Raw genomic sequence first — 14,967 nt, forward strand, 5'->3', positions numbered from 1 at the left:
GGCCGCCCCCCCGGAGGCACGCCCCCGTGGCGTGGTTCCAGGGGGTGCGCTTCAGGTGACGTGAGGCGGTGGGGTGGGTGAGGGGCCTGTCGCCCCACGCGGCGCCGCATCCCGTATGCTCGCCCGCGCCATGTCCCCGAACCTGAAAGCCCGAAGCGCGCTCGCCGCGGCCTCGCTCCTGCTCGCGACCCCGGTGCTCGCGCAGGCACCGCAGTCCGGCGCGTCGCCTGCGGAAGCCGCGCCACCATCGCAGGCCGAGGGCACTCCGCCCGCGCAGGCCCAGCCCACGATGACGAAGCCTCCGGAGCTGGTGCAGCCGGTGCAGGCCGCGTACCCGCCTGAGGCGCTCGCGGAGGGGCTCACCGGCTCCGTGCGCCTCATCATCACCATCGCCGCGGACGGCTCCGTGTCGGACGTGCTGCCGACGGAGCCGGCGGGTCATGGCTTCGACGAGGCGGCCCTCGCGGCGGTGCGCCAGTTCCGCTTCTCGCCCGCGGAGGTGGACGGCGTGCCCGCGCCGGTGCAGGTGGAGTACGTCTACCACTTCACCCTCGACGCTCCGCCGGAAGAGGCCCCTGGGCCGGAGCAGGTCCAGGCGGCGCGGAAGGCCACGCTCACCGGCCAGTTGATTTCACGAGGCAGCCGTTCGCGGGTGCCCGGTGCCACCGTGCGCTGTGGTGATGACCCGGAGGCGCCCGAGGCCCTCTCGGACGCGGACGGCCGCTTCACCCTGGAGGTGCCACCCGGCGAGTGCGCGGTGCGCGTGGTGGCGTCCGGCTTCCAGCTCTACCAGACGAAGGAGCAGCTCCAGGAGAACGAGACGACGGAGGTGAACTTCTTCCTCGCCCCCTCCGCCGGTGCGCTGGAGACGGTGGTGCGCTCCGAGCGGCCGAAGAAGGAGGTCGTGCGCCGGACCATCACGCGCCAGGAGGCACAGCGGACGCCGGGCACCTTCGGAGACCCCATCCGCGTCATCCAGACCCTGCCGGGTGTGGCGCGTGCGCCCTTCATCTCCGGCGAGCTGCTGGTGCGCGGCTCCAACCCCGGCCAGACGTCGACGATGATGGACGGGGTCCGCATCCCCATCCTCTTCCACCTGCTCGGCGGCCCCTCGGTGGTGAACGCCGAGTTCATCGACCAGCTCGACTTCTTCCCGGGCGGCTACGGCAGCCAGTACGGCCGCGCGGTGGGCGGAATCGTGGAGGTCGGCACGCGCAAGGGCGCCGCCGACACGTTGCACGGCTCCGTGAAGGTGGACCTGCTGGACGCGGGCTTCTTCCTGGAGGCGCCCGTGACGGACGGCATCAGCGTGGCCGCCGCCGCGCGGCGCTCGTACATCGACACGCTGCTACCCCTCGTCCTCCCCAAGAGCGAGGGCAGCACGCTGTCCGTGGTGCCTCGCTACTGGGACTACCAGGTGCGCGTGGACTTCGGTGCGAAGCGGGGCGCCCGCTCGGAAGAGGAGGCCCAGGCCCAGGCGGGCGGTGCGCGCAGCACCGGCTACGTCATGGCCTTTGGCAGTGACGACCAGCTCCGGGTGGTGTCCGCGGGCCCGGAGACGGAGCGGGACCTGTCGGTGGACACGCAGACCCTCTTCCACCGCCTCAAGGGTGACTGGACGTACCGCAAGGGCGCGCTCACCTCCGTCTTCACCCCGTACCTGGGCTACGACGCCAACAGCTTCCAGTTCGGCGCCGCGAAGCAGGACGGCGTGGGCTACACGGTGGGCGCGCGCGAGGTGCTGGGCCTGGAGCTGTCCTCCTCGCTCACCGTGCGCACCGGCCTGGACCTCGTGTACGAGCACCAGTCCTTCGACGTGGAGTTCCCCGCCCCGGAGAACTTCGAGTACGTGGCCTTCCCCGGCGCCGAGTCCGTGGGTGAGCTGCTGGTGGAGAAGATTGGCCTCGGCTCCTTCGACGGCGCGCTCTTCGTGGAGGCGGACCTGAAGGTGGGCAAGTTCACCTTCACCCCCGGCGTGCGCGGCAACCTCCAGCGCGCGGGCAACGCCCGGAACCTGGCGTTGGATCCGCGGCTGTGGGTGAGCTTCGCGGCCACCGAGCGCACCAACCTCAAGGGCTCGCTCGGCCTCTACAGCCAGCCGGCGGAGACGTTCCGCTTCATCGCTCTGCCGTACGGCAACCCGGACCTCATCTACCAGCGCGCGTTCCAGAGCAGCCTCGGCGTGGACCACCGCCTGACGGACGTGCTCAACGTGGACGTGACGGGCTTCTTCAACCGCCGCTTCAACAACATCGCGGCGCCCGGGCAGATCGTCACGCGCCCGGGAGGAGGCGTCGTCCAACTGCCGTACTCCAACGAGGGCATCGGCCGCGCCCTGGGCCTGGAGGTGATGGTGAAGAAGAACCGCGCGTCCGCGTCGGACAAGTGGTCCGGCTGGCTGTCATACACCTTCAGCCGTTCGCTCGACGGGCGCACGGGCTCCAACCCCGACAGTGGTGGAGGCTTTGGCGGCAGCTTCGGTGGCGGTGGTGATGAGACCTACGGTCTCAGCCCCTTCGACCAGACGCACATCCTCACGCTGGTGAGCAGCTATGTGCTGGGCAATGGCTGGGAGCTGGGTGGGCGCTTCCGCTACACCACCGGCCGTCCGACGACGCCGCTCAACCACTCGTTCGACCTGTTCCAGGCGGATCGCAACCGCTTCAACGGCACGTATGGTCCTTATGCCTCGGCGCGCACGGCGGGCTTCCACCAGCTCGACGTGCGGCTGGACAAGGGCTGGCAATTCCAGAACTGGACGCTGGGGGCCTACATCGACGTGCAGAACCTCTACAACGCGGAGAACGTCGAGTTCGTCTTCAACGACTACCGGCAGCGCCGGGAGTACGAGGTGCCCGGCATCCCCATCCTCCCCGTGGTGGGCGTGAAAGGAAGCTTCTGACATGAAGGCCCTGCTCAACTCCGGAGGTCTGCTCCTGCTGGCGATGGCGGCGCTCGCCTGCGTCGACCCCGAAGACCGGTCCTCTCGCGTGCACGACTTCCGGGTGCTCGGCGTCTCCACGGAACAGCCAGAGCTGATGGCCTCCACCTGCGAGCGCACGCCAGAGGCCCTGGACGCGCTCGCGGCGGAGGTGACGTACCGCGCGCTGCTGGTGGACCCCGCCGGCGAGGGGCGCCCCATCACGTACACGCTCTGGGCGTGCGCGGATCCGGATGACCGCACGTGCGCGAACGAGGCGGACCGCGTGCTGCTCGCGGAAGGCACCACGGGCGCGGGCGAGCTGACGCTTCCCATCCGTCCAGGCGCGGCCAGGGTAGGGGAGGACAGGCTCCTGCTGGAGCGCGTGCAGGAGGAGGACCCCTACCTGGGACTGGGAGGCATCCGCATGCCGCTCGTCCTGCGGGCGGTGGCGGGCGACGAAGAGGTGTACGCGCAGAAGCTGATGGTCTTCTGGTGCCCGGTGGTGGAGGGCATGAAGGCCAACGAGCAGCCGGTGCTCCCGGGCCTGCGGGTGGATGACGTGCCCTGGCAGGACGGCGTGCTGCCGGAGTTCAGCGGCCCCGGTCCCTTCGTGGTGACATCCGAGGACGTGTCGGCACTGGAGGAGGCGTACGTGGTGCCGGGCCTGCGGTTGCAGGCCGTGAACCTCAAGGAGGCGTGGGAGATCTCCTGGCACGCCACGCTGGGGGAGTTCGGTCCGCAGGAGACGGGCGGCGCGGACTTCGGTGGCCAGCAGGGACGACACCGCACGGAGTGGAAGCCGGCCGAAGGCGCGGCGGCCCAGGAGGTGACGTTCTGGGCCGTGGTGCGCGACGGGCGCGGCGGCAGCTCATGGTTGGTGCGGCGGGCGCGCTGGAGTCCCTGAGCAGCGTTCGGCGATGGAGCTCCATGCCCGGCAATCCCGGCCGGTGGTGGCTGACCTTGCCGGCCCTCCGGTCCCGGATCATGGCAACACTTGCCGTCCTGGAGGTCGCTTCCGGGGGAAGGGGCCCCTCACGGCGATTGGCACCCGCGTTGCTCTAGGGCTGGCCTGCTGCCAACCCAAGGACTCCAGCCCCCATGATGAAGCTCCGCACACTCCTGCTGTTGTTGCCCTGCCTCCTGTGGGGTCCGCTCGCGCTCGCCCAGGCGCCGAACGTCACGACCTATTACGAGCCCATGGAGGGTGGCGCCATCCGCTACCTCACCATGGCGTCTCCGTCGGCGATCGGGTCGGGTCCCAGCCACCAGTTGTCGCTCGCGCTGGCGTTGCGCAACAACCAGGCGACGTCCGTGACGTTGTCCCAGGTGATGATTGATTTCCCCGGCACGACGACGCTGTTGACGGGCATGACCACCAGCGTCGCCGTGCCCGCGAACGCGATCCGCAACTGGTCGTTCAGCGCGGCCCAGAACATCATCCTGCCAAACCCGGCGCCTTCCACCGTCCGCGTCTGGCTCTACTTCACGGGCTACCCGACCCCGGTGATCGAGACGTTCACGCTCGCCGCCTACCAGGCGCCCACTCCGTCGGGCAGCAACCGCTTCTGGGGCCGGGTGGGCGACCTGCGCCCCCACGAATACTGGCAGGGCATGGGCGCGGTGCACGGCGCGAGCGTCCAGGGCTGCCAGCTCTTCGCCCATGACGTGGGCGTCTATGGTTGGACGGGCTCCGGCTGGTCCGACCTGCTTCCGGGCACCGACGGTTCGCAGAACGAGCACTACCGGCAGTGGGGCAAGCCCATCTACGCGGCCACGGCGGGCACGGTGACGGCCTTCGTCAACACCGACCCGACCAACTTCCCGGTGGGTTCGGTCAACCCGGCGGCGCACGGCGGCGGCAACAGCTTCCTCATCGACAACGGCACGTATGAAGTCGGGTATGCCCACATGCAGGCCGGCACGCTCAACCCTGCACTGTTGTCCATTGGCGCGCAGGTCAACGTGGGTGACTACCTGGGCCTGCTGGGCAATTCGGGCAGCTCCTCGAAGCCGCACCTCCACATCGGAGCGATCGCCTCGGACGCGTCCGCGACGCTGTGGTCCCCCCAGTGCGGAGGCCCGCTGCGCCCGTTGCCGCTCGACGGTGCCTTCGCCATCGACCAGGCGGTGCTGACCCCCTGGTACGGGATCGAGCAGCTCGCGCCCTGGTCCCAGATGAACGGCGTGGGCATTCCCAGCGGAGCGGCCCCCAATCACATCAACTCGCTCCTCTGGCCCTCGGCGAGCCTGCCGGTGGTGCTGAGCCACTCCGTGCTCAACGACTTCGCGCTGGCCCCCAGCGGCCAACTGTGGGCCGTGCGCAACACGAACGCGGTCCTCACCACCCAGGACCGCTTGAGCGGCCCCCTCCACACCGGCGTCTACCTGAATGTGAACCCGGGCGGCAGCGCGAAGGCCATCGCCGTCTCCGCCTCGGTTCCGTATGTGATTGGGATGAACGACTTCGTCTACCGGGGCACCAGCTCCGGGTGGGTCCAGACGGCGCAGACGGCCAAGCGCCTCACGGTGGATGAGTCCACCGGCAAGGCCTGGGTCATTGGCCTGGACGACAAGGTCTACTCCTTCAACCCCGCGACCCTCATCTGGAGCGCCCACCTCCCGACCGCCTCCACGGGCAAGGACATCGCGGTCGCCCAGGGCATCCCCTCCATCATCGGCATGGATGACCGCGTCTGGAAGTTCAACGGCTCCTACTTCGCGCAGTTGCCCGCCACCACGACGCTCAAGCGGCTGGCGGTGGACGGCACCTCCGGCAAGCTGTGGGGCATCGGGGCCAATGACGGCGTCTGGTCCTCGACGAGCGGCAGCACCTGGGCCGAGCACCCCGGCGGTGCCCGCGCCTACGACATCACCGTGTTCCAGGGGCTTCCGTACGTGCGCGGCCTGGATGGCGGCGTCTGGAAGATCGCGGGCTTCGGCTTCTCCCGCGTCAACGTCGTCCAGCCCTGAGCGTCGCCGGGGCCGTGCCCCGGACACACGTTGCACGGGGTGGCAGACCCGGCACCGCCCTGAAGCTTGGGGCGGAGCCGGTGTCAGTCGCCCCGCTTCTTCTTGCCCCGAGCGACCTCGGTGGCCAGGGCATCCAGCTTCGGCGTCCAGAAGGCACGGAAGCGGTCCAGCCAGGCGTCCACCTCCGCCAGGGGCGCGGCGTCCACGGCGTAGAGGCGCCGGGCGCCATCCACCCGCACCGTCGCGAAGCCGTTGTCCCGCAGGACCTTCAGGTGCTGCGAGACGGCCGACTGGGTGATGCCGAACTCGCGCTGGACCACGACCACGACCTCGCCCGAGGCGTGCTCGCCTTCCGCCAGCAGCTCCAGGATGCGGCGGCGGACCGGATCTCCGAGGACGTCGAAGGCGTGCATCAGCCTCCTGTATAGAACGCGGCCGTGCGGTCGGCCATCCCTCGGGCCACGTCCGCGGCCTCTCCGGCCGCCACGTGGGCGTCGGCCCAGGCCTGGGCGCTCGCGCGCATGAAGGTCTTCGCCTCGTCGGACGCAGCCCAGACGGCGTTGGCTTCCGGAGCCAGGGTCTGGCCATTCTCGACGTGGAGGCCCAGCCCGTAGAAGCCCAGGTCCCAGCCCACGCCCGTGGCGCCAGGGCCGAACTGGCTCCAGAACTGTTCGACGTCGGCGGCGTGCACGATGTGTTCGAGCGTCAGCCGCGTGCCCTTGCCCTCCGGCGCCAGGCGCACGGTCACCCAGCTCATGCCGCCGTTGAACTCCCAGGTGACATCAAACGCCGTGGGCTTGTCACAGCGCTTGATGGTTCCGCCCGCGTTCCCCTTGAGCTGATAGCGGCCGCCCAACTGCAACTGCCCCTCGATGGGCAGGAACCAGCGCGGGATGCGCTCGGCGCTGGTGACCGCGTCCCACAGGTCCTCGATGTCGGTGGTGTAGACGCGATGGGCGATGACCACGTGGGCCGGCTTGCCTTCGTACTCACGCTCGACGCATGCGCGAAACTCGGCGCCAATGATCTTGTGCAGCATGTGTGGACCTCCCGCTTTCACGGAGTCACTACAGTTCGCACTCATATTAGTCAATTCTTATATGTTCGCGCTGGATGCCGGAACGGAGTGGGTTGGCGCGGTGGGCCGCTCTTTTCGCCGCCGGCCCCAGGGCTTTAACCTGCGAAGAATGCGCTGTGGCCCCCACCGCTGGTTCATCTCCGGATCGTTCCTGACGCTCCAGCACGAAGTGCGTCCCTTTGAGCGATGGGTGTCATGGGGCGTGCTCGTGGCTGCCCTGGGCTTCCCGGTGTTTTCCCTGTCGACGGGCATCCTCTCCAACAACGGGCACATCTGGCTCTTGATGGTGGGGCTGGGGGCCCTGGCGGCCCATCACCTGGCATCCCGCTGGAAGGTGCTCCTGAACCTGGAGAACCGCACCCTGTGGCGCCGGACCGGCTACCGGGAGTCCTTCACCGGGAAGGCACAGCCCCTGGAGCCATTCACGTCCGTGGCCCTCCGGATGCGAGGGCAGGCCGCCAGCGATGGTCCCTTCTTCGCGAAGGCCTATTCCGTGGCGCTGGTGTCGCCGGCGCGAGCGGTGACGCTGTCCCACAGCGATGACCGGGAGGAGGCCCTGGAGCTGGCGCAGGCCGTGTCCCGGTTCCTGGGGCTCGGGCTGAGCGTGGAAGGAGGGCAGAGTCGCCCCGTGACCGCGCGGCTGGAAGAGGCGCCTCTCACGGACGGGGGCATCCCGGCGCTTCCCTCCGGCAGCGGCATCCGGTTCACCCAGGGGGGCCGGGGACTGACGCTGGAGCTGCCTCCGTGTGGGTGGAGCTTCGTCTACGCGGCGCAGGCCGCACTTGCCTTGCTCATCGGCGTGGGCGGACCTGCCTTCTTCTTGGTGCAGTGGAGCCGTACGTTTGGCCTGCGGTCGGCCGCGTCGACGGTGCCCGTCATCACGTGCGCCATCCTCGTCGCCTGTGGAGCCTTCCTGTTCTGGCGGGTCGCCCGTGAGTCCACCACGGGCTGGACCGTGATCGCGTCCTCCCGAGGCATCCAACTCACGCGCCACGGCCCCTGGCGGCCTCGTCAGGTCACGAGGCTCCCGGCCTTGCGCATCCAGGACATCGACCTGCGGGACATGCGGACCGAGACCTCCCGGGGCAGGAGTGTCGTCATCGAGCACGATGTGGGCATCGTGCAACTGGGCATGGACCTGTCCCAGGCGGAACTCGAATGGACGGAGACGGTGCTGCGCCGGGCCCTGGCGACTCCCTCCAAGGTGGCTCGCCGGGAGGCCGTCTGAGTTCCCTGGCAACTCAATAGATTTCCCGCAACTTCCGAACGCCTCCCGGGTTCACAGGGCCAATTCCCCGGAGGAATCACGCATGACGCAACACGGAAGGACGACGTTCAGCCCGATGTGCGGGCTGCTGGCCCTGGGCCTCATTGGCTGTGGATCCGCCGAGGACGCCTTCGAACCCACCGCGGACGCGCCCCCGGGCACGTCCCGCGCGGCTCTCACCGCGTATGAGCAAGCCGCGCTGGACACGGCCAACAATTCGGCGAGCTGCACGCCGCTCGGGAATTTCTACTGGGAGATTGGCAATGCAGCGGGGTCGCTCTACGGAATCCCGCGCGGCAGCGGCGTGTCCGCCACGACGGTGATGCCCATCGCGTCCGCGAGCAAGTGGCTGTACGCGGGGGCCTACGTGCAGTCGAAGGGGTACGCGAACCTCACCGCGGACGAGAAGAAGCGGCTCAACTTCACCAGCGGCTACATCGACGAGAGCACCACCTTGTGTGGCGTCGCCGGGACGACTGTCTCGGATTGCTACGGACCCACGTACAAGGATGTCTCCTACCGCTCGATCCAGAACGGCCGGTTCTTCTACAACGGCGGCCACATGCAGAAGCTGGCGCTTGACGATATCGGCGCGAGGAAGGGCACGGGGGTGGCGAGCGTCATGGACTGGCTCAACGCCCGGCTGGGCACCACGCTGCCGGAGTCCGACAGTGACGTCGCTCCGGGCGGGGGCTTCTCCGGCAGCGCGGCGCTCTATCGCGTCTTCCTGATGAAGCTGCTCAACAACCAGTATGAGCTGTCCTCCAAGCTGACCGTGGACTCCGTTCCGGCCTGGGAGGGGGGCACCAACGTTTCCTACACGCCGTGGACGGCGGCAGGGCAGGCGTATTACGGGCTCGGGCACTGGATCGAGGGAGAGACCGTGAGTGGCGTGTGGACCGTGACGGGCCACTCCTCGGCGGGAGCGTTCGGCTTCTATCCCTGGGTGAACGCCGCGAGGAACCGGTACATGCTCCTGGCCCGCAGTCGCCAACTCGGTGGGGATGCGGAGGGCGAGAAGTCCCGCGTCTGTGCCCAGGCCATCCGCAAGGCCTACGAGCTGGGCGTGGCGCAGCCGTAGCCGCCGTACGGCATCGCGCGTCCGTGCCTGCGACGCGCGAGCCGCTCCCTGACGGTGAGGGAAGGGTCAGCGCACTTCGAGTTCGTAGAGGCGCGTCGCCGGGTCGCCGTTCTGGGACGGGGTGGTCACGTTGAGCTTGATGTAGCGCGCGGAGGTGGCGCTGATCGGGTGTGTGGAGGTGTTGGCGGTGTTGTTGGTCACCGTCACCGGGGTGCTCCAACTCGTGCCGTTGCTGGAGGTCTGGAGGGTGAAGGCCCGGGTGTTCCAGGTGCTGGCTTCACCGCCTGCGGCGGCATGCTTGACGACGAAGCTGCTGACCGTCTGCACCGAGCCGAGATCCACCTGAAGCCAAGCAGGGGAGGCCAACGAGCAGAACTTGTCGGTGGTGCCGCCGGAGACGCTTCCGTTGACCGCCTTGCTCGGCGTCTCGGTGGTGTTGCAGGCGCTGGATCCAGTCGCCGGCTTGTTGAGCGCCAGGTTGACGTTGCCGGCGCCGACCGAGACGGTCTGGGTCCGGGTGTGGGTGGCGCCGCCGTTGTCGGTCACGGTCAGGGTGACGTTGTAGTTGCCGGTGCTGGCATAGACACGGCTGGGGTTCGTCGCGGTCGAGCCGCTGCCGTCGCCGAAGTTCCAACTGCGCGAGGTGATGGTGCCGTCGCTGTCGCTGGAGGCGTCGCTGAAGGTCGCGGTCAGTCCGCTCACGGTGACGCCGAAGTTGGCGACCGGCGGGGTGTTGCCGCTGACCGCGGTGTTGATGGCCGCCGCGTATTGCGCGGTCGTGCCCTGCGCCGCGCACGCCCGGATGTCGTCGTAGAGCCACATGAAGCCGCCGTTGATGCCGGCGGTGCTCTTCCAGTTGCTCATCTTGCTCTGCACCGTGGCCGGACTGTCACCGCTGCCGCAGCCGGTGCCGTGGCGCGACCACAAGCCCGGGTCGACGGTCATGCCCATCGCGGTGTTCCAGCTCGCGGGGTTGTTGCCGGCGCCGCCGTCGTAGACCTGGAGGTAGATGCCATCCACCGCGCTGCCGAGGTTGTCCTTGAGGCTCCTCCAGAAGGCCTGCTGGGTATAGGGCGCGAAGGTGATCTTGTAGCCCAGGCCGATGAGCATCTGCCCGAACTGGGTGGTGGGGGCGAGGTCGTAGGCGCTCTCGTCGTCGAAGTTGACCGCGTTGGCGCCCGTGGCGGTCTTCAGCGCCTGGAAGTTGCGGTACAGGATGCTGTTGCTGCCGGTGCCGCAGACGAGGGTGCTGCCGCAGCCCGTGGCGGTGCCGTTGACCAGCCGGGCCATGCGCTCGAAATCCGGAACGCTCCAGGCGCCAATCGACACTTCGATGCGATTGACCGAGGTCGGCGCGGTCTTGAGCGTGGCCAGCCGCGTCGGCCAGGCCGGGTCGCCCATGTAGGCGCCGTTCTTGACCACCGGGATGTCGTTGTAGACGAGGTCGCCGTTGTCCTCGATGTGGAAGCTCCAGAGGATCACGGTGGTGAAGCCCGAGTTGCGCAGGTCGTCCATCACCGCGGTGCCGCCGGAATAGAAGGGGCCGCCGCCGTAGATCGCCGAATCCGCCTGGGCTACCGGCGCGAAGGCGACCAGGGCGAGGGTGGCGAGCGCCGGCCAGACCTGGCGGGCGGAACGGAGGCAGGACGCGAGTGGCTTCGACTTCGGCATGGTGCGAACCCCTGTCGTGGACGCGATGGCAACGATGCGCGCCGCACGAGCTGCGGGCCTGCCCGCATTGCGGTCGCGCGCTCCCTGTCGCCGACCTTGGCGACGGGCTGACATTGCGAGCGCCGAAACCAGAATGTCAATTCTATTCGGACAGGCTTGAATAATGTGAAAATATTCTTAGTCGGTAGTGGGCCGGATTCTTGCCCGGCCGATTTGGGTGACGCGCCTTACCTCAGTGCGGCACGCATTGGATCCCGCGCACGACGGTGCGCCACCGGGTCCTGCGCCTGCTGGAGAAAAGAGGTGCCTGTCCGTGCAAGAGCGTGAGGACGTACTTCAAGTGTACCAGATGCATTCCCTGCAACAGCAGCTGCGCTGGACGGCTAGCCTCTCCCCGAAAGCAATCTAGGTGCCACCCCTTTAAACATCTTCTTTGACGTAGTCGACGGTGCCGGCAGCGAGGACGCGTGACGTCGCGACCTGCCGGCGCACCTCGCTCGCTGGCGCGTAGCCTTTCTTCTTCTTGGGCTTCGGTCCGCGAGGGTGCTTGAGGAGCATCGCTGGGTCGACGTGCCTTGCCATGTCCACCAGCGTCCGGGCCAGCCGTTTCGGTGTCTGGCTTTCGTAGGGCAGCCAGACTTCCTCCGGGAGAGCGGCCTTCATTCCACCGTAGTACTCGCGCAACTCGGCCGCGATGTAGAAAGAGGAGATGGGCTTCTCCTCGCATACGGGATGGGCGGTCCGCACTGCCGCCTGCAAAAGGGCCAATACATCATAGGCCACCAGTGCGACGCAGAATCCAAGCAGGGCTCCTCGGGGCGAGCCCAGGCTTCGCAGCTCGCTTTCAAGGACAGACTCCAAGCGGCCAAAAAGGCATTCAATCCGCCAACGCGTACGGTACAGCCGTGCGAGCGTTGTCGCCCCCTTGCGGTCCGCCGGGACGTTCGTCAGCAGCCGAATGACTGCGTCGCCGTCGTCGGTTGGCGTGTCGAGTTCAATCTCGATGCGCCGCAGTCGCAGCACTCCACCGGCTCCGTCTGGGATGGACACGGGCTGCTCGAAGACCGTCCCCGTTTCGATGCGCCCCACCTTGCGTCGTGAGCCCTCCTCTGTCGGCGAGGGATTGCGAGCGTGCTCCCGCACGAGCAAAAAGGCGTCGCGCGCGCTGAAGGCCTGGAGAATCGAGCGCGTGCTGAAGCCCCGGTCCGCCACCCAGAGGTGGCCTGGCTCGACTTGCGGCAGCAGGTGCTTGAGCAGCGAGCGCTCATGGTCATGCGCGTCCTCCCAGGGCAGCACGTCGGCCACCAGGTCCAGGTCCGGGTCATAAAGCACGAGGGATTGGCCCGGCATCGCCGCGCCCCGGAAACCCCGCAGCGCGCAAAGCCGCTTGTCACTGGCCGGCAAGTCGTTGCCGTCCACGATGCGCACGCTCATCCCCTCGCAAACCGCGTCCCCCGGGCCCATCGCGCGGCGCACTGGGGAAAGCCGCGCGTATGCGCCACGCACCAGCGCCCTGAGGACAGCTGGTTCGGTCCGGTTCACCTTCTTGTAGAGCGCCTGCACCGAGACGGGCAGCCGATGCCGCTGCGCCGCCGCATGCAGCGAGGGGCGCAGGCCCAGCACCACCAGACTCATGCGGTCAACGACGTCGGAGAAGAGCAGCTCGCGCTCATACTGCCGGCCCCGGTGCTCATGGAACGCCGCATCCACCCACGCTGCGTCACAGGCACGCTCCAGCACCACCCGGGCCATGACGGTGAGTGGACTCTGGGCAAGGAAGCGCTCCACGATGGACTCGAACATGACGGTAGAACCCCCAGTCCCAATGTGGCCAAGGCGCTCCCCTGCGCACAGCGGTCAGGACGTGCAGATGGAGCAGTCCCTTCGCACGCCCGCTCGCCAGCCTGCATGCCTTCCTCCCAGGGCGCCGAGGCCGAAGATGTTTAGAGGGGTGAATCTAGGTGCGCCTTGCTGAAGGGCTTTTCCCTGCACTTCCATACACACCTGCATGCCAATAACAGGCAAGGCCTGGAGCGACTGTGCCGAAACGGGGCGCGGCGAACCTGATGAGATTCACTGCTGCCTTCTTCGCCATCGTTTCACTGTGTGGGGGCCAATTGAACTGCTCAACCACGAGCGACATCTCGCGCTCGCGCGCCTCCAGAACGTGCTTGCGCAGTTCATTCGAGTGGGAACGGGATATGCCTCATCTCCGCCTACTTCAGGGCACGGCTCCCGGATCGAAGCCTCTGGGAAGGGCAATCAGTTCCGCTTGGGGGGCTCGTACCTCCAGTAGTCGCGCCGGTTAATCGCCCCGAGCAGCTTGCCAATCTGTCCCAGCCCAATCCCCCTCTCGCGAGCGTCTGTCACCAAGTCCACGTTGTAGCTTCCCTCGGGCTTGGCGATCAGAATGAAGCCACTCTTGCGCAGTTCAGATGGTCGCGCATCGAAGTCGACCTGTGTGTAGCGGTAGGCATCGCTCAGATGGACCGCCAGCGGATCGAGCCCTCGCCGCTTGACCTCGTAGAGAACCTCATCCGGATGAGGCAGCCGATGGAATGACTCCACCTTCGCGTGATCCCGAAGCCGAGCCTCGAAGAAGCTGATAATACTGCGATGCAGGTCCGTACCCATGGCTTATCTCCGAAACCCCAAGTTGAGCGAATGGACAGCGCCCGCCTTGCGGATGAAGGCGTCGTGCGCGTCCGTCTCGTCGTCAAAGAAGAGGGTGCAGTGCAGATGATGCCCGTGGTGCTGTAGAAATTCACGTTTGAGTTGTGGAATCAGGTCACTGCCTCGCGCCTCACGAGACAACCTGAGCACTACGTCTACATCTGTGCGCGCTTTGGCGGCGTAGAGCTGTGAGCCGAACAGGCCGGCTGCCGTGATGTCTTTGTGCGGGGCCAGTTCACCCTCGAGTCGAGCGACGAGGTCCTTCAACTCACTATCAACAGTTGGGTCCCTCGCCGCCGCCGTGGAAACGACCGATGTGACCCCGACGGGAAATTGATGGTCTCGGTAGTCCACCGTAGGATCTTCACAGTGCTTCTCAAACGCGTAGATGTGCGACACCCACGCTTCAAACAGGGCGCGATGGGGGGCGGGGACTAGGTTCCGACCTTCTTGGATGAGTCCTGCAATCTTCTGGTTGTTGGGCACGAGGATTTCACGCTTCGCTCGTTCCCACAGCCCGAATTCCGAGCGCAGCGATCCAGGAGAGTTGGCGCCGGAGTTCGGTGCAAAGTCGCGGTACACACGCCCGTTCTCCTCTATCAGCGGGCGGAGGAGGCCGCAGAATTCCTGGAAGCTGTGGATGTCGGAGGGTAGTCCGGACTGTGTGAGAGCGTGGGCAACGGGCGCTACCGCCAGTGTGCGGATGCGACCGATGGCTGGCTTGCGTCGATTGTGTTGCTCGGTGATGTGTCGGTAGATCTGGTCGTATCCAGCTTCAGTCGACACATCGTAGTAGGTGGCACCGCGCAGTGGCTGTGGTCGGCTTGCGGCGTCCCGCATGTCGAAAACCACAGGGATGAATTTCGTGTTGAAGCCGCTGCCTTCATAGAGTTCCAGCCGGATGTTTGCCCCCTCCCATCGTCCTCCAAGCCCCTTTGCCCGATCGCCCCTGTTTTCGTACCTCTCAAGGTACGTGGGTGTGCAGACCACGAGCACGTAGTCGGCCTCGCGAACCATTCGCTCCATCCAGGCAGGCCACCCTTCGGGTGGGGATACCTCGTATTGGTCGATTGAGCAGTCAACGCCGTCGTTGCAAAGCCGGTCCGACAAGCCGATAACATGCGCCTTATGGTCGTCCGAATCATGCGTGTAGCTGATGAAGACCCGCTTCAGCGAGGTAGCCATGGTGACCTCGGTGTCCGGTTTTGACGGATAGATTGTGCCATTTTAGCAGAAGCGGATTACCTTGTGATAGGGGGCCACTGTCAATGGGCGCTGGCCACTTGCTCGCAGAGATAGGCGCC

The 14,967-nt window shown here is 67.1% G+C and carries 11 protein-coding genes; 5 read left to right on the forward strand and 6 right to left on the reverse strand.

Features of this window, described 5'->3' with window-relative positions; translation table 11 throughout:
• The first annotated feature begins 130 nt into the window (after nt 1-130).
• The 3 genes from OV208_RS36555 to OV208_RS36565 all read left to right on the forward strand — a co-directional run bounded on the left by OV208_RS36555 (nt 131) and on the right by OV208_RS36565 (nt 5,893).
• Nucleotides 131-2,902 carry a TonB-dependent receptor gene (locus tag OV208_RS36555; protein WP_267578580.1) on the forward strand — a complete coding sequence of 924 codons (2,772 nt, stop codon included), beginning with the start codon at nt 131-133 and terminating at the stop codon, nt 2,900-2,902.
• 1 nt (nt 2,903) lies between these two features.
• Nucleotides 2,904-3,827 (forward strand): hypothetical protein, encoded by a 924-nt coding sequence (locus OV208_RS36560; protein WP_267578581.1) that lies wholly within the window; start codon nt 2,904-2,906, stop codon nt 3,825-3,827.
• A gap of 194 nt (nt 3,828-4,021) precedes the next feature.
• Nucleotides 4,022-5,893, forward strand: a complete 1,872-nt coding sequence (locus OV208_RS36565) for a M23 family metallopeptidase (RefSeq protein ID WP_267578582.1) — start codon at nt 4,022-4,024, stop codon at nt 5,891-5,893.
• A gap of 83 nt (nt 5,894-5,976) precedes the next feature.
• Here OV208_RS36565 and OV208_RS36570 read toward each other — a convergent pair whose 3' ends face one another.
• Together OV208_RS36570 and OV208_RS36575 are read right to left on the reverse strand one after the other, a co-directional pair.
• A complete protein-coding gene (locus OV208_RS36570; RefSeq protein WP_267578583.1) occupies nt 5,977-6,306 on the reverse strand; it encodes an ArsR/SmtB family transcription factor in 330 nt (109 codons plus the stop codon).
• A complete protein-coding gene (locus OV208_RS36575; RefSeq protein ID WP_267578584.1) occupies nt 6,306-6,932 on the reverse strand; it encodes an SRPBCC family protein in 627 nt (208 codons plus the stop codon). The genes OV208_RS36570 and OV208_RS36575 overlap by 1 nt, the downstream gene beginning before the upstream one ends.
• 241 nt (nt 6,933-7,173) lie before the next feature.
• Here OV208_RS36575 and OV208_RS36580 point away from each other — a divergent pair, with 241 nt between their 5' ends.
• On the forward strand, nt 7,174-8,199 hold the full coding sequence (locus OV208_RS36580) for a hypothetical protein (RefSeq protein ID WP_267578585.1): 1,026 nt from the start codon (nt 7,174-7,176) through the stop codon (nt 8,197-8,199).
• 82 nt (nt 8,200-8,281) lie between these two features.
• A complete protein-coding gene (locus tag OV208_RS36585; RefSeq protein WP_267578586.1) occupies nt 8,282-9,319 on the forward strand; it encodes a hypothetical protein in 1,038 nt (345 codons plus the stop codon).
• A gap of 66 nt (nt 9,320-9,385) precedes the next feature.
• On the opposite strand, the gene OV208_RS36590 is transcribed toward OV208_RS36585, so the two are convergent.
• The 4 genes from OV208_RS36590 to OV208_RS36605 all read right to left on the reverse strand — a co-directional run bounded on the left by OV208_RS36590 (nt 9,386) and on the right by OV208_RS36605 (nt 14,848).
• Complete coding sequence (locus tag OV208_RS36590) at nt 9,386-10,990, reverse strand: PKD domain-containing protein (RefSeq protein WP_267578587.1); 1,605 nt, start codon at nt 10,988-10,990, stop codon at nt 9,386-9,388.
• 420 nt (nt 10,991-11,410) lie between these two features.
• Nucleotides 11,411-12,742, reverse strand: coding sequence for an IS4 family transposase (locus OV208_RS36595; protein WP_420715085.1), 1,332 nt, complete (start codon nt 12,740-12,742; stop codon nt 11,411-11,413).
• A gap of 510 nt (nt 12,743-13,252) precedes the next feature.
• Nucleotides 13,253-13,624, reverse strand: coding sequence for a hypothetical protein (locus OV208_RS36600; RefSeq protein ID WP_267578589.1), 372 nt, complete (start codon nt 13,622-13,624; stop codon nt 13,253-13,255).
• A gap of 3 nt (nt 13,625-13,627) precedes the next feature.
• Nucleotides 13,628-14,848 (reverse strand): toll/interleukin-1 receptor domain-containing protein, encoded by a 1,221-nt coding sequence (locus OV208_RS36605; RefSeq protein WP_267578590.1) that lies wholly within the window; start codon nt 14,846-14,848, stop codon nt 13,628-13,630.
• Between the last annotated feature and the right edge of the window lie 119 nt (nt 14,849-14,967).

Origin of the sequence: Corallococcus sp. bb12-1 (assembly GCF_026626765.1) — a bacterium.
GTDB classification, from domain to species: Bacteria; Myxococcota; Myxococcia; order Myxococcales; family Myxococcaceae; genus Corallococcus; species Corallococcus terminator.